General features: G+C 67.3%; 22 protein-coding genes. 13 read left to right on the top strand and 9 right to left on the bottom strand.

Annotation, left to right across the window (positions count from 1 at the left end):
• Positions 1-97 precede the first annotated feature (97 nt).
• Positions 98-847, top strand: a complete 750-nt coding sequence (locus tag W7U_RS24475) for a DUF429 domain-containing protein (protein WP_008263835.1) — start codon at positions 98-100, stop codon at positions 845-847.
• Here the strand turns inward: W7U_RS24475 and W7U_RS24470 are convergent.
• A complete protein-coding gene (locus W7U_RS24470) occupies positions 826-1,461 on the bottom strand; it encodes a TetR family transcriptional regulator (RefSeq protein ID WP_170320658.1) in 636 nt (211 codons plus the stop codon). The genes W7U_RS24475 and W7U_RS24470 overlap by 22 nt on opposite strands.
• Positions 1,462-1,516: 55 nt before the next feature.
• Between W7U_RS24470 and W7U_RS24465 the strand changes: the two genes are divergently transcribed.
• On the top strand, positions 1,517-2,428 hold the full coding sequence (locus tag W7U_RS24465; RefSeq protein ID WP_008263831.1) for an alpha/beta hydrolase-fold protein: 912 nt from the start codon (positions 1,517-1,519) through the stop codon (positions 2,426-2,428).
• Between the two features lie 82 nt (positions 2,429-2,510).
• Positions 2,511-4,094, top strand: a complete 1,584-nt coding sequence (locus W7U_RS24460) for a gamma-glutamyltransferase family protein (RefSeq protein WP_008263830.1) — start codon at positions 2,511-2,513, stop codon at positions 4,092-4,094.
• 6 nt (positions 4,095-4,100) lie between these two features.
• Here W7U_RS24460 and purD read toward each other — a convergent pair whose 3' ends face one another.
• From purD to W7U_RS24430, 6 genes are all read right to left on the bottom strand, one after another.
• Positions 4,101-5,369, bottom strand: coding sequence for a phosphoribosylamine--glycine ligase (gene purD, locus W7U_RS24455; protein ID WP_008263829.1), 1,269 nt, complete (start codon positions 5,367-5,369; stop codon positions 4,101-4,103).
• A 56-nt stretch (positions 5,370-5,425) separates the two neighbouring features.
• Positions 5,426-6,004, bottom strand: coding sequence for an XRE family transcriptional regulator (locus W7U_RS24450; RefSeq protein ID WP_241767554.1), 579 nt, complete (start codon positions 6,002-6,004; stop codon positions 5,426-5,428).
• Between the two features lie 161 nt (positions 6,005-6,165).
• Positions 6,166-6,600 (bottom strand): carboxymuconolactone decarboxylase family protein, encoded by a 435-nt coding sequence (locus tag W7U_RS24445; protein ID WP_008263827.1) that lies wholly within the window; start codon positions 6,598-6,600, stop codon positions 6,166-6,168.
• The gene (locus tag W7U_RS24440) at positions 6,600-7,457 is read right to left on the bottom strand and encodes an NAD(P)-dependent oxidoreductase (protein WP_008263825.1); all 858 of its coding nucleotides are present in this window, start codon (positions 7,455-7,457) and stop codon (positions 6,600-6,602) included. Before W7U_RS24440 ends, W7U_RS24445 begins: the two co-directional genes overlap by 1 nt.
• 150 nt (positions 7,458-7,607) lie before the next feature.
• Positions 7,608-8,357: an SDR family oxidoreductase gene (locus W7U_RS24435; RefSeq protein WP_008263823.1), complete on the bottom strand. Its 750-nt coding sequence runs from the start codon at positions 8,355-8,357 to the stop codon at positions 7,608-7,610.
• A gap of 14 nt (positions 8,358-8,371) precedes the next feature.
• A complete protein-coding gene (locus W7U_RS24430) occupies positions 8,372-9,841 on the bottom strand; it encodes an aldehyde dehydrogenase (protein ID WP_008263822.1) in 1,470 nt (489 codons plus the stop codon).
• A gap of 210 nt (positions 9,842-10,051) precedes the next feature.
• Here W7U_RS24430 and W7U_RS24425 point away from each other — a divergent pair, with 210 nt between their 5' ends.
• The 9 genes from W7U_RS24425 (at position 10,052) to W7U_RS26015 (ending at position 17,340) form a co-directional block, all read left to right on the top strand.
• Positions 10,052-10,678, top strand: coding sequence for a TetR/AcrR family transcriptional regulator (locus tag W7U_RS24425; protein WP_008263821.1), 627 nt, complete (start codon positions 10,052-10,054; stop codon positions 10,676-10,678).
• Positions 10,679-10,694: 16 nt separating this feature from the next.
• On the top strand, positions 10,695-11,921 hold the full coding sequence (locus tag W7U_RS24420; RefSeq protein ID WP_008263820.1) for a cytochrome P450: 1,227 nt from the start codon (positions 10,695-10,697) through the stop codon (positions 11,919-11,921).
• Complete coding sequence (locus W7U_RS24415; RefSeq protein WP_008263818.1) at positions 11,922-12,749, top strand: SDR family oxidoreductase; 828 nt, start codon at positions 11,922-11,924, stop codon at positions 12,747-12,749.
• Entirely contained in the window at positions 12,746-14,101 is a 1,356-nt protein-coding gene (locus W7U_RS24410; RefSeq protein WP_008263815.1) for a cytochrome P450, read from the top strand. Before W7U_RS24415 ends, W7U_RS24410 begins: the two co-directional genes overlap by 4 nt.
• 12 nt (positions 14,102-14,113) lie before the next feature.
• Entirely contained in the window at positions 14,114-14,323 is a 210-nt protein-coding gene (locus tag W7U_RS24405; RefSeq protein ID WP_008263814.1) for a ferredoxin, read from the top strand.
• 2 nt (positions 14,324-14,325) lie between these two features.
• A complete protein-coding gene (locus tag W7U_RS24400; protein WP_008263812.1) occupies positions 14,326-14,865 on the top strand; it encodes a hypothetical protein in 540 nt (179 codons plus the stop codon).
• A gap of 311 nt (positions 14,866-15,176) precedes the next feature.
• Complete coding sequence (locus W7U_RS24395; protein ID WP_008263811.1) at positions 15,177-16,304, top strand: NDMA-dependent alcohol dehydrogenase; 1,128 nt, start codon at positions 15,177-15,179, stop codon at positions 16,302-16,304.
• Between the two features lie 187 nt (positions 16,305-16,491).
• Positions 16,492-16,929 (top strand): ketosteroid isomerase family protein, encoded by a 438-nt coding sequence (locus tag W7U_RS26020; RefSeq protein ID WP_008263809.1) that lies wholly within the window; start codon positions 16,492-16,494, stop codon positions 16,927-16,929.
• Between the two features lie 6 nt (positions 16,930-16,935).
• Positions 16,936-17,340: an HIT family protein gene (locus W7U_RS26015; RefSeq protein ID WP_008263807.1), complete on the top strand. Its 405-nt coding sequence runs from the start codon at positions 16,936-16,938 to the stop codon at positions 17,338-17,340.
• On the opposite strand, the gene W7U_RS24380 is transcribed toward W7U_RS26015, so the two are convergent.
• Both W7U_RS24380 and phoP read right to left on the bottom strand, forming a co-directional pair.
• Positions 17,328-18,770, bottom strand: coding sequence for a HAMP domain-containing sensor histidine kinase (locus W7U_RS24380; protein WP_020821555.1), 1,443 nt, complete (start codon positions 18,768-18,770; stop codon positions 17,328-17,330). The two genes, W7U_RS26015 and W7U_RS24380, sit on opposite strands and share 13 nt — an antisense overlap.
• A 40-nt stretch (positions 18,771-18,810) precedes the next feature.
• Positions 18,811-19,530, bottom strand: coding sequence for a two-component system response regulator PhoP (gene phoP / locus W7U_RS24375; protein WP_008263800.1), 720 nt, complete (start codon positions 19,528-19,530; stop codon positions 18,811-18,813).
• 157 nt (positions 19,531-19,687) lie between these two features.
• Here phoP and W7U_RS24370 point away from each other — a divergent pair, with 157 nt between their 5' ends.
• Complete coding sequence (locus tag W7U_RS24370; protein ID WP_008263798.1) at positions 19,688-20,404, top strand: hypothetical protein; 717 nt, start codon at positions 19,688-19,690, stop codon at positions 20,402-20,404.
• The last annotated feature ends 14 nt before the right edge of the window (positions 20,405-20,418 follow it).

Here is a 20,418-nt window from a genome sequence, read left to right as displayed (position 1 = left end):
GGCGTAACGTGGCGGCGAAAAATCGTGCCGAAAATCACCGTGGCGTTACATTCGATGCCGCCATACCCTCGTTGCGTCGCGGTCATACCCTGTGCGGATGTACTTCGCCGGTGTCGACCTCGCCTGGGCGGGTCGCAACCCGACCGGCGTCGCCGTCGTCGACTCCGACGGCGAGTTGGTGAGCGTGGGCGCGGCCCGCGACGACGACGAGATCCTGGCCGCGTTGCGGCCCTACGTGCGGGGTGATTGCGTCGTCGCCTTCGACGCGCCTCTGGTGGTGAACAACCCGACCGGCCAGCGTCCGGCCGAGACCGCGCTCAACCGCGACTTCCGCAGGTTCGAGGCCGGCGCCCACCCCTGCAACACCGGAAAGCCCGAATTCGCCAACGGCCCGCGCGGCGGACGCCTGGCCGCGGCGCTCGGCCTCGACCTGGATCCTCGGTCACCGGTCGGCCGTCGCGCCGTCGAGGTCTACCCGCATGCGGCGACGGTCGCGGTGTTCGGGTTGGAGCGAACCCTGAAGTACAAGGCCAAGCCGGGCCGTAGCGTCGACCGGCTCAAGTCCGAGCTGCTGTTACTGATGGACGGGCTCGAACGGCTCGCGCATGCCCCGATCCCGCTGCGCGTCGCCGCGCACGAGGGCTGGGTCGCGTTGCGGACGGCCGTGGCCGCCGCGCACCGCAAATGCGAGCTGCGCCGCGCCGAGGATCCGGTCGACGCGGTCGTCTGTGCCTACGTGGCGTTGTACGCCCACCGCCGCCCGGCCGGGATGACGATCTACGGCGACGTTGGCAGCGGGTGCATCGTGACGCCGTCGCTGCCGGGTCAGATCTGCACGGGGCGCTGATCGATGGGGGCGAGCACCTCGATGAGATCGACCACCGCGCCCTGCGCCGCCGCGCGCGGATCCCGGCCCTCGACCAGGGCCGACACCACACACCCGTCGACCGCGCAGATCAGCGTGCACACCAATTCGATGTGCACGGAGCGGCCCGAGCGCTCGATGGCCTCCGCGACGGCCTCGGCGCGCTGCCGCAGGCTGCGTCGCATGGTTTCCTGCAACGCGGGCAGGCGGGTGCACGCGATGTGTCGCTCGTAGCGCGAGATCAGCTGCTCGGTGAGTCCCGGGCCCGACACGTCCCCGACGAGCAGGTCCGCCAACACCTCGGCGATGGTCTCCGGCCCGCGGCGCCGCCGGGACAACGCGGTGACCCGCGAGCGAAGCTGCGCCACCTCGATCATCGCGATGTGCTCGACCGCGCGTGCGATCAGATCGTCGAGGGAGGAGAAGTAATAGGTGGTCGACGCCAACGGCAATCCGGCCCGCCCGGCGACCGCCCGATGGCGCACCGCTTCGAACCCGCCCTCGGCGAGCAGCTCGGCGGCGGCGCTGATGAGCGCGTACCGTCGACGTTCTCCTTTCGGAGTAACCGCTGCAGTCACGAGTAGCCATCGTGCCAGCCAAAGTGGTACTGCATTGCCATTTCGGCCAAACGGCCCGCCGAACGAACATGGCATGATGGCCCGCATGCCCGACTTGAGCCGCCGCGCCGTGCTCGGTCTCGGCGCCGGCGCGGCCCTCGGCGCCGTCGGCGCGTACGGACTCGACATCCTGTTACAGCCACGCACATCTCATGCCACGCCGGTGTCGACGGCCGGCACCCAGGCGCCTTTGGCGCCGAGCCCGCCTCGCGATCCGGCTCCCCCGGCGGCGGCCGCGCCCACCATGGTGACCGGTTCCTTCGTCTCCGCCGCGCGTGGCGGGGTGAACACGAATTGGGCCATCGCGCGTCCGCCGGGCCAGACGAAGCCGCTGCGACCCGTGATCGCGCTGCACGGCAAGGGCAGTGACGCGTCCACCGTGATGGCGGGCGGCGTCGAACACGGTCTGGCGCAGGCCGTCGACGCCGGACTACCGCCGTTCGCGGTGGTCGCCGTCGACGGCGGCGGCAGCTATTGGCACAAACGGTCTTCCGGCGAGGACAGCGGCGCCACGGTGCTCGACGAGCTCATCCCGATGCTGGGCAACCAGAATCTGGACACCTCACGGGTGGCGTTCCTGGGTTGGTCGATGGGCGGCTACGGCGCATTGCTGCTGGGCGGTCGGTTGGGACCGGGCCGCACCGCGGCGATCTGCGCGGTGAGCCCCGCACTGTGGATGTCGTCGGGCGCGGCCGCACCCGGCGCTTTCGACGGCCCCGACGACTTCGCGGCGAACTCGGTGTTCGGCATGCCCGCCCTGGCCTCGATCCCCATTCGGATCGATTGCGGCGACAGCGATCCGTTTTACAGCGCGACAAAGCAGTTCATCGCGCAACTGCCCAATCCGCCGGCCGGTGGCTTCTCGCCCGGTGGGCACGACGGGGGATTCTGGAGCTCGCAGTTGCCCGCCGAGCTGACCTGGATGGCACCGCTGCTGACGGCGTGAGGGGTCTGCGCCGCCGCCCCGCGGGCGTAACGCCACGGCGAAGCATCGCGTCCGAAATCGCCATGGCGTTACGCTCGCGGAGATGAGCGCACCGTTCGACTGGAACCTCCCCTACGCCTGGCCCCGCAAGCCCGTCGTGGCGGAAAACGTTGTGTGCACATCGCAACCGCTCGCCGCCCAGGCGGGCCTGCGGATGCTCGCCGAGGGCGGCAGCGCGGTCGACGCGGCCATCGCCACCGCCATCACGCTGACGATCGTGGAGCCGGTTTCCAACGGCATCGGCTCGGACGCCTTTGCCATCGTGTGGGATGGCAAGCAATTGCACGGGCTGAACGCATCGGGCCGCTCCCCGGGGGGCTGGACTCCGGAATACTTTGGCGGAGAAGCCGTTCCCCTCTTCGGGTGGAATTCGGTGACCGTGCCGGGCGCGGTGTCGGCGTGGACCGAACTGCACGCCAAGTTCGGCAAGCTGCCGTTCGAGCGGCTCTTCGAGCCCGCGATCTCCTACGGCCGCAACGGCTTTCTGGTTTCGCCGACGGTGGCCGAGCAGTGGGCGGCCCAGGTGCCGCTCTTCGAGAGGCAGCCGGGTTTCGCCGAGGCGTTTCTGCCGGGCGGGCGGGCGCCGAAACCCGGCGAGCGATTCAGCCTTCCCGATCACGCGGCCACACTCGAGGCGATCGCCACCACCCGCGGCGAGGCGTTCTACCGCGGGGCACTGGCCGCCAAACTCGAGGCGCACGCGTCGGCCCACGGCGGTGTCATGCGGGGCAGCGACCTCGCGGCTCACCGCGCCGACTGGGTGGGCACGGTCGACGGCGGCTACCGCGGATACACCGTGCACGAGATCCCCCCCAACGGTCAGGGGATCGTCGCGCTGATCGCCCTGGGCATCCTGGAGCGCTTCGACATGGCGTCGCTGCCACCGGATTCCGCCGACAGCGTGCACCTGCAGATCGAAGCGGTGAAGCTCGCGTTCGCCGACGCCCAGGCGTATGTCGCCGACATCGAGCACATGCCGCTGCGGCCCGAACACCTGTTGGACACGGACTACCTGGCGCAGCGCGCCGCGCTGATCGACCGCGCGAGGGCGAAGCCGGCCTCCGCGGGCGCCCCGACGGGCGGAACCGTCTACCTGACCGGGGCCGACGCCGCGGGGATGATGGTGTCGATGATCCAGTCGAACTACATGGGATTCGGTTCCGGCGTGGTGGTGCCCGGCACCGGCATCTCGCTGCAAAACCGCGGCGCGAATTTCCTTGCGAAGAAAGGCCATCCGAACGTCGTGGGCCCGAACAAGCGCCCCTTCCACACCATCATTCCGGCCTTCGTGACCAAGGATGGGGCCCCGGTGATGAGCTTCGGGGTGATGGGCGGAATGATGCAGCCGCAGGGACATGTGCAGGTAATGGTGCGCATCGCCGACCACGGGCAGAACCCGCAGGCGGCGTGTGACGGCCCGCGGTTCCGGTGGGTGGAGGGGACGCAGGTCAGCTGCGAAAAGGGTTTCCCCGCTGCGACGCTCGACGAATTACGCCGGCGCGGGCACGACCTGGTCGCCGTCGACGACTACAACCAATTCGGCAGCTGCCAGGCGATCTGGCGACTCCACGGCGGCTATTTCGCGGCCAGCGATCCGCGCCGCGACGGACAGGCGGCCGCCTTCTAACGCCTTTTAGACGCGGATCTGGCCTTCGGCCGCCAGCTGGGCGATGTCGTTGCGGAAATGACTGCCGGGCAGTCGAATCGAACGCATGACGTCATACGCGTGACTTCGCGCGGCCGACAGGTCGGCGCCGGTTCCCACCACCGACAGCACGCGGCCACCCGAGGAGACGATTTCGCCGTCCTCGCGTCGCGCCGTTCCGGCGTGCAGCACCCCGTCGGCCTCGGAGCCGACGATGACGTCGCCCACCCGAGGACGCCCGGGATAGTTCTCCGCCGCCAGCACCACCGTCACCGCGGCACCGTCGTGCCAGCGCAGCTCGCCGAACTCCGCCAACGTGCCGCTGGCCGCCGCGTACAGGAGCTGGCCGAGTGGTGATTCCAGCAGGGCCAGCACCGCTTGGGTCTCGGGATCGCCGAAGCGACAGTTGAATTCGACCACCGCTGGCCCGTTTGCGGTGATCGCGAGTCCGGCATACAGCAATCCGCTGAAAGGGCAGCCACGCGCAACCATCTCGGCCGCAACGGGTTCGACGATGTTGCCGACGATGTCGCGATAGACCTCGTCGGGAAGCCACGGGACCGGCGCGTAGGCGCCCATGCCGCCGGTGTTGGGTCCGTTGTCGCCGTCGCCGACGCGCTTGAAGTCCTGCGCCGGCAGCAGCGGCACCACGGTCGCGCCGTCGACGACGCAGAACAGCGACACCTCGGGACCGTCCAGATACGACTCCAGCAGCACCGGGTGGCCGGCTTCGAGCAGCCCAGCGGCGTGCGCTCGCGCCGCACCGCGATCCGCGGTCACCACCACGCCCTTGCCGGCGGCGAGGCGGTCGTCCTTCACCACCCAGGCCGCATCCCCGGCCGGCGGACCGAAGCGGTCCAGGGCGGCGTCCAAAAGTGCGGGGCTGTCGACGATTTCAGTGGTCGCGGTGCGCACGCCGGCCGCGGCCATGACCTCTTTGGCGAACGCCTTGGAGCCTTCGATGCGGGCGGCGTCCTTGCCGGGGCCGAAGCAGACGATGCCCGCGGACCGCAGCGCGTCGGCCACCCCGAGGACCAGCGGCACCTCGGGACCGATGACCACCAGGTCGGCGCGGACCGCTCGGGCCATGGCGACGACATCTTCCGTCGAGGTGACGTCGACGTCGTGCTGCTCGGCCAGCCGGGCGGTGCCGGCGTTGCCCGGGGCGATGGCCAGCCCCGTGACCTGCGGGTCTTTGCGCAGCGCCAGCAGCAGCGCATGCTCACGGGCACCGGAACCGATCACCAGGACGCGCACGACACGTCAGACTAGCCGGGGAGCGCGCCGATGCACGAACCGCGGCCGACCAAATTTCACGCCACTGATTCGTCGAGCGACTCGATGGGCAATCGTCCGTGCTCGCAGTTGCTGTTCGTCGCCGGCACCCCGCGGCCGAGGGCCTCGATCAGCGCTTTGACTTTGATCGCCTCATCCTCGGTTGGCATTTCACCGGCTTCCAGTTGGTCCAGCAGCTCCGCGCGCAGTCCGACCCCGTTCGCCGCCTCTTTCGCCGAGAGTTTGGCGCGCAACCGGGCCACGTACAGTTGCTGGCCCAGCGTGGCCGCGGGTGCGGCCGCGGCGCGTTCCATCAGGTCGTCGTAACACCGACGAGCTTCGCTGAGCGCAACGATCACGCCGGGAGTCAGCCTGCTGCGGGCCGCGCCGTCGGTCAGCGATTTTCGGAGCTTGCGCAAGCCAGCGAGAATTACCTCGACCCGGGGCCGAAATTCGTCATCGCCAGCATCGGGCAACGCGGTGATGGCGGTGACGTACATGTGCATCGCCGCCTCCGCCATGCCGACGATGATCGGCGCTTCACCTTCGTCCGGGTTTTCCTTTGCCATCCTGCTCCTCAGCTCCCTTTGGTCCTTCTGCAGACCGGCCCCGCTCATGTGCGCCACGCACCGGGAATCAGCGGTGACGCGCCAAACACCGCGATCGAGGATATTCTGCGTTGCCGTCCCTGTACACCCATGAGTTCGGAGGGGTTCACGAAAACCCGCGCCGGAACAGCTATCCGGCGCAGGGAGCACGAACGTGCGTCAGCCGGCGGTCACGACTTTTCGCCCGAGTGCATCTTGAGCGCGGCGTCGACGTTGCCCTTCTTGTCCTCGCCGGCCCCCTTTGCCGCGGCCTTCTTGCGCTTGGCCACCACGGCGTCGACCGCGCCGTTGAGCGCCGAACCCAGCGGGAAGCCGAGATAGTGGGTGAGGAAGACGGCCATCTCCTTCAGTTCGGTCTCGGAGAGTTCGCCGTTGAGGAGCGCGGCGTTGATCTGGATCTCGGCCAGGTCGCGGTTCCCGATCGCGGTCACGGCCGTCAGCGTCATGATGCGCTTGTCGCGCATCGACAATCCCGGCCGCGTCCAGATGCTGCCGAACAGGTGATCGACGGTCAGGTCGAAGTACCCGTCGCCTTCAACGTTGGGCATCTCCCAGCCGTAGACCTCGTTCATCTTCGCGAGACCCTTGCTGCGCAGCTCGTCCATTACGCCTCTTTCTTCGTGTGCGGCACCCCGAGGCCGGCGGCCAATCGCTCGTAGGCCAACTGCGCGAGCGGTAGATCGACCGACACCGACTCGCCGAGAGCCAATGCCAGGCTCAGATCCTTCTCCCCCAGCCCCCGGGTGTGCAGGAACGGCTGGTACAGGAAGTTGTCCGGCTCGAGGTCTTTCATGTCCTCACGCACCATGATCGCCCCCGGGCCACCGGTGAGAGCGTCGGTATGACGCACCACCCGTCCGAGCGCCTGCAGATCCAGCCCGGCCGCCTCGGCGAGTTTCATGGCCTCGCACGCGGCGGCATACGAGGTGAACGTCAACATGTTGCGGGCCAACTTCATTCGGGTGCCCGCACCCGGCTCACCGGCGTGGATGACCACCGCTGCCCAGTGTTTGAACGCCGGCTTGATTCGCTCGTACACCTCGCGGTCGGCGCCCACCATGGTGGCCAGCTCGCCCTTCGCGGCGGCAGCGGCGCCGCCGCTGACCGGGGCGTCGACGATGTGGATGCCCCGGTCTTTGAGCTCGCGGGCCAGTTCGGCGGCCGTGGTGTCGCTGATGGTCGAGTGGATGGCGATGACCGTCCCGGGCTTGGCGTGCGCCGCCAGCTCGCCGACCACCTCACGGACCTGGGCGTCGTTGAGCACGGTAATGTGGATGATGTCGGCGGCGGCGACGTCGGCGACGCTGTCGGCCAGGCGGGCGCCCTTTTCGGCCAGTGGGGTCATCGCATCGGTCCGAATGTCGAAAACCGTTACCCCGCCCGGCCATTCGGTCATCTTGGTGGCCATCGGGGCGCCCATATTGCCCAGCCCGATATAGCCCAGCTTGAGCTGATCAGTCATCTGCGCCGCTCCTCCTCATCGCTACGCTCTGCATCGTCGCCGGCGGTGTCATCTGCGCCGCTCCTCCTCATCGCTTCGCTCTGCATCGTCGCCGGCGGTGTCATCTGCGCCGCTCCTCCTCATCGCTTCGCTCTGCATCGTCGCCGGCGGCTATGACCGGAAAATCTGTCCGCCGTCGACGTTGAAGATCTGCCCGGTGATCCACGACGCCTCGTCGGACAGCAGGAACAGGCACATGCCGACCAGGTCCGCCGGCGTGCCCATTCGCGACAGCGGCAGGCCCTTGACGATGTCGGCGACGATCTCTTGAGGGGTGGTGGTCCGGTTGGCCTCGGTGTCGATGGGGCCCGGCGCGATCGCGTTGATCCGGATGTTCTGACCCCCGAGTTCGGTGGCCAGCTGCTGGGTGAGTCCGTTGATCCCAACCTTGGCCAACCCGTAGAAGTTCGAGTAAAGCCATGCCGCGGTGGAGGACTGGTTGACGATCGCCCCGCCACCGCGCTTGGCCATCTTCTTGTAGACCGCGCGCGTGCACCACAACGCCCCGTCGAGGTTCACGCTCATGAACTTCTTGTAGTACTCCGGGTCGATGGTGAGCAAGAAGTCCAACTTCATGCCCCCGAAGATCGCGGCGTTGTTGACCAGGTAGTCGATGCCGCCGAATTCGGCCAGCGTGCGATCGGCCATCGCCTTGGCCGACGCCGGGTCGGACACGTCGACCGGAATACTGATCGCGGTTCCACCGTCAGCCACGATCTGCTTGGCGACCGCCTCGGCCGCCTCGGCGTTGATGTCGGCGACCACCACCGCGGCCCCCTCGCGGGCCAGCGCCTCGGCATAGGCCTGCCCGATCCCGCCCCCGGAACCGGTGACGATGCCGACTTTGTTCTCGAATCGCATGTTCGCAAGCTCCTCTAATTAACTGCTGTCGCAATGGTTTTGATTTCCAGGTACTCCTCGAAACCGGCCAGGCCCATCTCGCGTCCGTTTCCGGACTGCTTGTAACCGCCGAAGGGCGCGTCGGCCGAGTACCACACGCCGCCGTTGACATTGATCGTGCCCGCGCGGACGCGCGCGGCGACCCGGGCCGCCCGGTCGGGGTCAGCGCCGAACACGGTGCCCGACAGGCCATATGGCGAGTCGTTGGCGATGCGGACGGCGTCGTCGTCGCCGTCGTGCGGGATCACCGTCAGGACCGGGCCGAAGATCTCCTCGCGCGCGCAGCGCGCGTCGTTGCCCAGTCCCGCGATCACCGTGGGCTCGATGAAGAAGCCGACTTCGCGGTCGGCCGGCCGGCCGCCTCCGCAGGCGAACGTCCCGCCATCGGCGATCGCCGAGTCGAGGTAGCCCTGTATCCGGTCACGCTGGCGCGCCGAAATCACTGGCCCGCAGATGGTTCCGGGGTCGGTGGGGTCGCCGGCCTTGATGCCGCCCATCGTCGCGGCCGCGATGGAGACGGCCTCGTCGTACTTCGCCCGCGGCACCACCAGCCGGGTGGTGATCGCGCAGCCTTGCCCCGCGTGCATACACACCGAGAACGCGGCCACGCCGACCGCGCCGCCGAGGTCGGCATCGTCGAGGACGATGAATGCCGACTTGCCGCCCAGCTCGAGGAAGACCTTCTTGATGGTCGCCGCGCCGTCGGCCATCACGGCGCGCCCGGTCGCCGTCGACCCGGTGAACGAAATCATGTCCACCCGTGGGTCTTTCGATAGCAACGCCCCGACACCGTGGTCGTCGGAGGTGACGATGTTGATGACGCCGGGCGGAAAGTCGGTGTGCTCGGCGATGAGTTCCCCCAGCACGGCGGCGCACCAGGGGGTGTCGGGTGCCGGCTTGAGGACGACGCTGTTTCCGGCGGCCAGGGCGGGCCCGATCTTGGCGAGGTTGATCTGGTGGGGAAAGTTCCACGGGGTGATGGCGCCGACGACGCCGACGGCCTCGCGCGCGATGGTGCGCCTGGTGGGGATGCCCATCGGCGACGCCTCGCCGAGATCCTGGTTGTATTCGTAGGATTCGGCGGTGTCCGCGGCGAACGCCAGGTCGTTGACCGGGACTTCGAGCTGGGCGATGCTGGTGAGCATTCGCGGCGCCCCGACTTCGGCGATGGTCAGGTCGCGCAGCTCTTCGAGGTGCTGCTGCATCGCCTCGCGCAGTTGCCGGACGCAGCGCACCCGCAATTCGGTGTTGCGCGACCAGTCCGTCTCATCGAAGGCGCGCCGCGCGGCATCGATCGCGCGTTCCATGTCGGCGGCGTCGGCGTTGGCGGCGACACCCAGCACTTCCTCGGTCGCCGGATTGACCGTGGGAAAGGTGCCAGCGCTGCCGGCCGACATCTTGCCGTCGATGAAGAGTTCGCTCACGCCGTCGGCCAGCAAGGCCATGTCCCGCTCCTGTCTGTGCGCGGCCAACCCGCCACGCCAATCTAGTGGACAGTTGTCCGATATCGTCCGATCGAACCATAGTCTCCTGGCCAGCGGCGGTGCAAGGGCGGATCCCGTTCGACTCGAATACTCGCCCCAAAACCGCAGATTAACCACAATGTTTCCGGGACGGACTTGCTTCGCGCCGACAACATCGATTAGCTTGGACATGTGTCCAGCGATGCACTGGCGATCACCTCCGACGCCGACCGTCAGACCGGTCAGACGCCGCGCAATCGGCGTCAAGAGGAGACCTTCCGCAAGGTGTTGGCCGCCGGCATCGAAACGTTGCGCGAGAAGTCCTATGCCGACCTGACCGTGCGCGCGGTGGCGGCCCGCGCCAAGGTGGCGCCCGCCACCGCCTACACCTACTTTTCGTCGAAGAATCACCTGATCGCCGAGGTCTACCTGGACCTGGTGCGGCAGGTCCCCTACTTCACCGACGTCAACGACCCGATGCCCAGCAGGGTGGAACAGGTGCTGCGCCATCTGGCCCTGGTGGTCGCCGACGAGCCCGAAGTCAGCGCCGCCTGCACGACGGCCTTGCTCAGCGGCGGGGCGGACCCCGCGGTGCGCGCCGCCCGCGACCGCATCGGCGTGGAGATCCACCGCAGGATCACATCCGCGATGGGCCCCAACGCCGATCCCACGACCGTGTCCGCACTGGAGATGTCCTTTTTCGGCGCGCTGGTCCAGGGCGGCAGTGGCGAATTCAGCTACCGCGAGATCGCCGACCGGCTGGCCTACGTGGTGCGGCTGATCCTGACCGGCGCCAAAGACACAAGCCCCGAGACGTAAGGCAGGAACCTAAGCGATGACCGTCCACGTTGGCGACCACGAGCTGGTCCTCGATCCCTACGATTACGACTTCCACGAGGATCCGTACCCGTACTACAAGCGTCTCCGCGACGACGCCCCGCTGTATCGCAATGAAGAACTGAAGTTCTGGGCGCTGTCCCGGCACCAGGACGTGCTGCAGGGTTTCCGCAACAGCACCACGCTGTCCAACAAGTACGGCGTGTCGCTGGATCCGGCGTCGCGCGGCCCGCACGCAAGTAAGACGATGAGCTTTCTCGCGATGGACGATCCGGCCCACCTGCGGCTGCGCACGCTGGTCTCAAAAGGCTTCACGCCGCGCCGGATTCGCGAACTCGAACCCCGGGTCACCGAGATCGCCACGCAGCACCTCGACACGATGCTGGCCAAGGCTAAGTCTTCAGCGAACGGCACCGTCGACTATGTCGACGAGTTCGCGGGCAAGCTGCCCATGGACGTCATCTCCGAGTTGATGGGTGTGCCCGAGCCGGACCGAGACCAGGTCCGCGCCTGGGCCGACGGGGTGATGCACCGCGACGAGGGAGTTACCGACGTGCCGCCCGAGGCCGTCGAGGCCTCCCTCAACCTCATCGTCTACTACCAACAGATGGTGGCCGAGCGACGCGAGCAATTGACGGGCGATCTGACGTCGGCGCTGCTGGAAGCCGAGATCGACGGCGACCGGCTCACCGACGACGAGGTGCTCGGCTTCATGTTCCTCATGGTGATCGCGGGAAACGAGACCACCACCAAACTGCTTGCCAACGCCGCCTTTTGGGGTCATAAGAACCCCGATCAGCTGACCCCGGTCTACGACGATCTGTCCCGGGTGCCGCTGTGGGTCGAGGAGACCCTGCGCTACGACACCTCCAGCCAGATACTGGCCCGCACCGTGTCCGGTGAGCTCACCCTTTATGACACCACCATTCCCGACGGCGACGTCCTGCTGCTGTTGCCCGGTTCGGGCCATCGTGACGAGCGGGTGTTCGACAAGCCCGACGATTATGTGATCGGGCGCGAAATCGGGCCCAAGCTATTGAGTTTCGGTAGCGGCGCACACTTCTGCCTGGGCGCGCATTTGGCGCGGATGGAAGCCCGGGTGGCGCTCACCGAGTTGTTCAAGCGAATCCGCGGCTACGAAGTGGACGAGGCCAACGCCGTCCGCGTCCACTCCAGCAATGTCCGCGGATTCGCCCACCTACCAATGAGCGTGGAGGTCCGCTGAATGCCCCGCTTTGAGCCCCTGCCCGAACGCCGGCCCGCCATCGTGGCCGGAGCGTCCTCCGGTATCGGGGAGGCCACCGCCATCGAACTCGCGGCGCACGGCTTCCCGGTCGCCCTGGGCGCACGCCGGGTCGAGAAGCTCGACGACATTGTCGGCAAGATCAACGCCGAGGGCGGCGAAGCGGTCGGGTTCCACCTGGACGTCACCGACCCGAATTCGGTGAAATCCTTTGTGGCCCAGTCGGTCGACGCGCTCGGCGACATCGAGGTACTGGTCGCCGGCGCGGGCGACACCTACTTCGGCAAGCTCGCCGAGATCACCACCGACGAATTCGAGTCCCAGCTGCAGATCCATCTCGTCGGCGCCAACCGGCTGGCCGCCGCGGTGCTGCCCGGCATGCTGGAGCGGCAGCGGGGTGACTTGATCTTCGTCGGCTCCGACGTCGCCCTGCGCCAGCGACCGCACATGGGCGCCTACGGCGCCGCCAAGGCCGCCCTGGTCGCGATGGTCACCAACTTTCAGATGGAGCTCGAGGGCACCGGCGTGCGGGCCTCGATCGTGCATCCGGGCCCGACGAAGACGTCGATGGGGTGGAGCCTGCCCGCCGAAAAGATCGGTCCCGCACTGGAAGACTGGGCCAAGTGGGGCCAGGCCCGTCACGACTACTTCTTGCGCGCAGCGGATTTGGCACGCGCCATCACGTTCGTCGCCGAGACGCCGCGCGGCGGCTTCGTTGCCAACATGGAGCTTCAGCCCGAAGCCCCGCTGGCCAATAACAAAGATCGCCAGAAGCTCGCACTCGGCGAAGAGGGGATGCCAGGACAATGACCAGCACAGCTATCGTGCCCCGGGTTTCCGGTGGCGAAGAAGAGCACGGCCACCTCGAGGAATTCCGTACCGACCCAATCGGTTTGATGAAGCGGGTCCGCGACGAGTGCGGCGACGTCGGGTGGTTCCAGCTGGTGGACAAGCACGTCATCCTGCTCTCCGGCGCGGGTGCCAACGAGTTCTTCTTCCGGTCCGCCGACGAGGACCTCGACCAGGCCGCGGCGTACCCGTTCATGGCGCCGATCTTCGGCAAGGGCGTGGTGTTCGACGCAAGCCCGGAGCGGCGCAAGGAAATGCTGCACAACTCGGCGCTGCGCGGGGAGCAGATGAAGGGCCACGCCGCCACCATCGAGGCTCAAGTGAAGGGGATGATCGCCGACTGGGGCGACGAGGGCGAGATCGAGCTGCTCGACTTCTTCTCCGAGCTGACGATCTACACCTCGACGGCGTGTCTGATCGGCGTGAAATTCCGTAACCAGCTCGACCACCGGTTCGCGGAGTACTACCACGAGCTGGAACGCGGCACCGACCCGTTGTGCTACGTCGATCCGTACCTGCCGATCGACAGTTTCCGGCGCCGCGACGAGGCCCGCGTCAAACTCGTTGCGCTGGTGCAGGAGATCATGAACGAGCGGCTGGCCAACCCGCCGAAGGACAAGAGCGACCGCGACATGCTCGACGTGCTCGTGTCGATCAACGACGAGGATGGCAATCCGCGGTTCTCCGCCGACGAGGTCACCGGGATGTTCATCTCGCTCATGTTCGCCGGGCACCACACCAGTTCGGGGACCTCGGCGTGGACCCTGATCGAGTTGATCCGCCATCCCGAGGTGTACGCCGAGGTGCTGGCCGAGCTCGAGGAGCTCTACGCCGACGGCCAGGAGGTGAGTTTCCATGCGCTGCGCTCGATTCCGAAGCTGGACAACGTGGTCAAGGAGACGCTGCGGCTGCACCCACCGCTCATCATTCTGATGCGGGTGGCCCAGGGCGAGTTCGAGGTCGAGGGCTTCCCGATTCACAACGGCGACTACGTCGCGGCTTCTCCGGCGATCTCCAACCGGATTCCCGAGGACTTTCCCGACCCGGATGCGTTCAAACCGGACCGCTACAACAAGCCCGAGCAGGCCGACATCGTCAACCGGTGGACCTGGATCCCGTTCGGTGCGGGCCGGCACCGCTGCGTCGGCGCAGCGTTCGCCCAGATGCAGATCAAGGCGATCTTCTCGGTCCTGTTGCGCGAGTACGACTTCGAGATGGCGCAACCGGCGGAGAGCTATCACAACGATCACTCGAAGATGGTCGTGCAGCTCGCCCGGCCGGCCAAGGTCCGCTACCGCAAGCGCAAGGCGTAAGGAGTAAGTCCGATGGGCGGATTCCGAATCGAAGCCGATCTGGATTTGTGTCAGGGCCACGCCATGTGCGAACTGGAGGCGCCCGACTACTTCCAGGTGCCCAAGCGGGGCAAGGTCGAGATCCTCGACCCCGAGCCCCCCGAAGACGCCCGCGACGAAGTCGAACGCGCGGTCGAGATGTGCCCAACACAAGCACTACTCATCAAAGAGAAAGAAGATTGACAGTGGCGTCACGCGAAGAGCTCGAGGCATGGGTCGACCGCTGGCTGCAGGCCAACAAGGACTGCGAAAAGGCCGGTGACTGGCGGCCATTGGCGGACTTCTACACCAAAGACGCGACCTACGGGTGGAACATCGGCCCCAAAGAAGACGTGATGTGCGTCGGCGTGGACGAGATCCGCGACATCGCTTTGGGTTTGGAGATGGAAGGCCTGGAGAACTGGGTGTATGAGTACCAGAAGGTGCTCATCGACGAGAAGCAGGGCGAGATCGTCGGCTTTTGGAAGCAGATCGTCAACAAGGCCGACGGTACCCAGGGCGAGATCTACGGCATCGGCGGCAGCTGGTTCCGGCTCAACGACGACCTGTTGATCGAGTGGCAGCGCGACTTCTTCGACTTCGGACACGTCGCGTACATGTACGGCAAGCTCATCGAGTCCGGCGACCTGAGCGAGGGCATGCAGCGGCGCATCGAACGCAGCATCGCCGGCGAGAAGCTGCCCGGCTACTACCCGCTCGGCGAAGCACCGGTCCCCATCTGGTGACCGAAGCAATGGCGGCAACCCGCTGCGCCCGGCTACGCCGCGCTTGCGATCGCCGCGGGAGCCCACGGCGGCAACTCGCTGCGCCCCGGCTACGCCGCGCTTGCGATCGCCGCGGGAGCCAATGGCGGCGACCCGCTGCGCCCGGCTACGCCGCGCTTGCGATCGCCGCGGGAGCCAACCAAGCATTTGATTTGTTGCACGCGCTATGCTGACGCGACGAGGGTGCCTGTGGCATCCGTCACCTAGCTGGCCGGCATGAAGGGCCGGTCAGCGCTGATCAATTCCAAAGGCGAAATGGGGTCAGGACCATCGTGAAGACAAAAGGCGCACTGATCTGGGAGTTCAACCAGCCCTGGTCCATCGAGGAAATCGAGATCGGCGACCCGCAAGCGCATGAGGTCAAGATCCAGATGGAAGCGGCGGGCATGTGCCACTCCGACCATCACCTGGTCACCGGGGGTATCCCGATGGCCGGTTTCCCGGTGCTGGGCGGTCACGAGGGCGCCGGCATCGTCACCGAGGTCGGGCCGGGCGTGGAAGACATCGCGCCGGGTGACCACGTGGTGCTGTCGTTCATCCCGTCCTGCGGGCAGTGTCCGACCTGTCAGGCCGGCATGCGCAACCTCTGCGACCTGGGAGCCGGCCTGCTGGGCGGCGCCGCGGTGTCCGACGGGACGTTCCGCATCCAGGCCCGCGGCCAGAACGTCTTCCCCATGACGCTGCTGGGAACGTTCTCCCCCTACATGGTCGTGCACCGCAGCTCGGTGGTGAAGATCGACCCGTCGGTCCCGTTCGAGGTCGCCGCGCTGGTCGGCTGCGGTGTCACCACCGGCTACGGTTCGTCGGTCCGCACCGCTGACATCCGGCCGGGCCAAGACGTCGCCATCGTCGGCGTCGGCGGGGTCGGCATGGCCGCGCTGCAGGGCGCGGTCAACGCGGGCGCGCGCTACATCTTCGCGATCGACCCGGTGGAATGGAAGCGCGACCAGGCGCTGAAGTTCGGTGCCACCCACGTCTACCCCGACATCATGGCCGCGATGGCCGGCATGGCCGAGGTCACCTACGGCCTGATGGCCCACAAGGTCGTCGTCACCGTGGGCGAGCTGCAGGGCGCCGACGTCGACAACTACCTCAACATCACCCAAAAGGGCGGGACCTGCGTGCTGACCGCCATCGGCAGCCTGCTGGACACCAACGTCAACCTCAACCTGGCGATGCTGACCCTGATGCAGAAGAACCTGCAGGGCACCATCTTCGGTGGCGGCAACCCGCAGTACGACATCCCGCAGCTGCTGTCGATGTACAAGGCCGGCAAGCTGAACCTGGACGACATGATCACCCGCCAATACCGGCTCGAGCAGATCAACGACGGCTATCAGGACATGCTGGACGGCAAGAACATTCGCGGAGTCATCCGCTACACCGACGCCGACCGGTAAACGACCCGTCATCAGCCGCGTCTGCTGTGACCGGCTTTGTGCCACCTCATGGCGCCGGGGCGAACCGGCGCCATGGCGGTGTGCTGTCGAGCTCCCTCCTTGTGCCACAACGAAATCGGCTCACGGACGCCCATCGGGTTGACTCGTTCCGAGGCACCGGGTGCGCAAACTAGTGACAGGAGAAGAAATGACCGAAGCCGCAGCCGCGCAAGAATCCCAGGCATCCCCGGCCCTGGCCGCGTCGCAGTCCTCGTGGCGGTGCGTGCAGGCGCACGACCGGGCGGGCTGGTTGGCGCTGATGTCCGATGACGTCGTCATCGAGGACCCGATCGGCAAGTCCGTCACCAACCCCGACGGCACCGGTGTCCGTGGCAAGGAGGCCGTCGGAGCGTTCTTCGACACCAACATCGCGGCCAATCAGCTCTCCATCACCTGCGAGGAGACCTTCCCGTCGAGCTCTCCCGACGAGATCGCCCACATCTTGGTGCTCAACAGCAAGTTCGAGGGCGGCCTGACCAGCTCGGTGCGTGGGGTGTTCACCTACAAGGTCAACGACGCCGGGTTGATCACCAACATGCGTGGCTACTGGAACCTCGACATGATGCAGTTCGGCAAGGAGGAGTGAGTGCCCATGGCGTCGATCTTCACCAAGATCATCAACCGCGAACTGCCAGGCCGCTTTGTCTATGAGGACGACGACGTCGTGGCGTTCCTGACGATCGAGCCGATGACCCAGGGACACACCCTCGTCGTGCCGCGCGAAGAGATCGACAATTGGCAGGACGTCGACGGCGCGGCCTTCGCCCGGGTGATGACCGTGAGCCAGTTGATCGGCAAGGCCGTCTGCAAGGCCTTCAGGACCGAACGGTCCGGCCTGATCATCGCCGGACTAGAGGTGCCGCATCTGCATGTGCACGTCTTCCCGACCCGCAGCCTCAGCGACTTCGGCTTCGCCAACGTGGACCGCAACCCCTCACCGGAATCGCTGGACGAGGCCCAGGCCAAGATCAAGGCGGCCCTGGCTCAGTTGGCGTGAACCGCGTGCTGCGCGTGGACGTCACTGATGCGCGGCAACGTCACCCGGAAGCAGCAGCCCTCGCCCGGCGCGGTGGTCACGCTGACGACACCGCCGTGCGCCCGCACCAGCGACTCCACGATGGATAGGCCCAGGCCCGTCCCGCCGCTCGCGCGCGCCCGCGACGAGTCGGTGCGATAGAAACGCTCGAACACCCGCGACGCGTCCTGCTCGCTCATGCCGGGGCCTTTGTCCGCCACCTCGAGGACCGCGTCGTCGCCGTCGGTGCCGACCCGCACCGTCACGTCGGCGCTTTCCGGGGTGTGCTGCAAGGCGTTGGCGATCAGATTGCTCAGCACCTGCCGGATGCGCGCTTCGTCGCCGAGCACCTCCGGCGTGCCGGGGCCGTCGAGGACCTTCATGGTGATGGTTCGCCCCGGATCGATCGCCTGCGCGTCGTGCACGGCGTCGCTGGCCAGCGCCAGCAGGTCCACCCGGTTGTGCTCGAGCGGTCGTTGCACGTCGAGGCGGGCCAGCAGCAGCAGGTCGTCCACCAGCAGACCCATCCGGGAGGCCTCGCTCTCGATCCGCGACAACAACATGGCGACGTCGCGGGCGGCGCCTTGGCGATACAGTTCGGCGAAACCGCGGATGGTGGTCAGCGGGGTGCGCAGCTCGTGGCTGGCGTCGGTGATGAAGCGGCGCATCCGGTCCTCGGAACCGCGGGCCTTCTCGGCCGAGGACTCCGAGGACGCCAGCGCTTGCTGAATCTGCGCCAGCATTCCGTTGAGGGCGAGCGAGAGCCGGCCCACCTCGGTGCGCGGATCCCGTTCTGGGACACGGCGATCCAACTGGCCGGACGCGATGGCCGCGGCCGTTCGTTCGACTTCGGCCAACGGCCGCAGGCTGCGCTGGACCACGGCGAAGCTGGCGATCCCGACCAGGACCAGCACCCCCACCCCGATGGCGATCTGCAGCCAGACCAGTGAGCGGAGAGTGTGCTGGAGGTCGGACAGGTCGATCGCGACCGTCGTCAAACCCTGTGGCCCGCGCACCGATACGGCCCGCCAATGGATGTTCGAGCCATTCACCGAGGGCAGCGTCGTCGGGTTGGGACCCACGTCGTTGTTGGCCGGGAGCGCCGGTTCGGCGTTGCGGTCGTTGATGGCGGTGAAGGGCACGCCGTCCGTGCCGACGCCGCGCACGTAGAACTTCGACGGTGGCCGGCCCGGGTCGGGGCCCTCGTACGGCGGCGGGGACTGACGACGCGGGGCCAGGGCCCAGCTGTGGGATGCGTCGAGCAGCGTCTGGTCGATGCGGCTGATCTGACTGTGCCGGAGGATCGACGTCACCGCGACACCGGAAACGGCCAGGCCGCAGGCGACCAACAACAGGGTGGCGGCGACGAGCCCTATTCGGAGCGGCAATCCGCGTCGAGGCTGAGTGACCATCTACCCAATTCTTCGCTACCGTTGACGACCGCGCACGCGCTCAGCGCGGTTCCCGCAACACATAACCCACGCCGCGCAGCGTGTGCAGCAGCCGTTTCTCGCCGGTGTCGATCTTGCGCCGCAGGTACGACACGTAGGACTCGACGACGTTCACGTCGCCCCCGAAGTCGTAGCGCCATACGTGGTCGAGGATCTTCGGTTTGCTCAACACCGTGCCCGCGTTGATCACGAAGTAACGCAGCAGCGTGAATTCGGTCGGCGACAGCGACACGGGCTGACCGGCCTTCCACACCTCGTGCGTTTCTTCGTCGAGTTCGATATCGGCGAAAGTCAGTCGGGCGCTGCGTGGTTCGGCGCCGCCCTTGCCGGCGCGCCGCAGGATGACCCGCAACCGCGCGACGACCTCTTCGAGGCTGAACGGCTTCGTCACATAGTCGTCGCCCCCCAGCGTCAGGCCGGCGATCTTGTCCTGCAAGGAATCCCGCGCCGTCAAAAACAGCGCGGGGGCGTCGATGCCGTCGGCCCGCAACCGTCGCAACACCCCGAACCCGTCCATGCCGGGCATCATCACGTCGAGGATGACGGCATCGGGACGGGCTTCGCGCGCCCGGTCCAACGCCTGGGCGCCATTGGTTGCCGTGTAGACCTCGAAGCCCTGGAACTTCAAGCTGACCGAGAGCAGTTCGACGATGTTGGCCTCGTCGTCGACCACGAGGACGCGGGCCTCCGGTTTGGTGTCGCTGGGAGTTGGCGATGTCATCAGGTGCTGCTGTCCCTTACTTGAAGTTACCTATGGAAAAATTGTGTGATTCCTGAAAGCTCAGTGTCAACCGTCTGTTAGTAGTCTGCCAGGCATCGGCGCGTTGCCTTAAGACGGATCGGCCTTTCGCAGGCCGCGCCGTGCATAGACTCGAAGAATGAACCTCGCCAAAAGCATCGTGTCGGCGGCGACCGCTCCCGCGCGGGTCGGTCTGGCCGCGGCGGATGCGGGTCTGGGCGTGGCAAGCGCGGCCGTTGGCGTGGCGAAGCGGGCTTTGGGCGAGAACGGGTCCGCCGGCACCAACCCGATGACGTCGATGCTGGGTCTCGACGACGCGCTCGTGCGCGCCAACCGGCTGGCCAGGCTGCTCGACGACGACGCCCCGCTGGGTCGGGCGGTGGCCCCGGACGGGCCGCTCGATCGGTTGCTCCGCCCGGGTGGGGTCGTCGACATGCTGACCTCGGAGGGCGGCCTGCTCGACCGGCTGACCGCCGAGGGCGGCGCCTTGCAGCGCACGCTGCAGCCGGGCGGGCTGGCCGATCAGCTGGTCGCCGAGGACGGATTGATCGAACGCCTGCTGGCCGAGGACGGGCTGGCCGACCGCCTGCTCAGCGAAGGCGGCCTGGTCGACAAGCTGACCGCCAAACACGGACCGCTCGACCAGCTCGCCGACGTCGCCGATACCCTGGCGCGGCTCACCCCGGGGATGGAGGCGCTCGAGCCCGCCATCGCCACCCTGCAAGATGCCGTCATCGCGCTCACCATGGTGGTCAACCCGCTGAGCAACATCGCGGATCGGATCCCGCTGCCGGGGCGCCGGCGGCCCTCGTCACGGGCGGTGCGCTCGGCGCGCGTGATCGACACCGACCAGTGACCGATTAGGCTTGG

Origin of the sequence: Mycobacterium sp. H4Y (genome assembly GCF_000364405.1) — a bacterium.
GTDB lineage: Bacteria > Actinomycetota > Actinomycetes > Mycobacteriales > Mycobacteriaceae > Mycobacterium > Mycobacterium intracellulare.
Note: the sequence above shows the minus strand (reverse complement) of the source record. Positions and strands in the feature narration are given on the sequence as shown.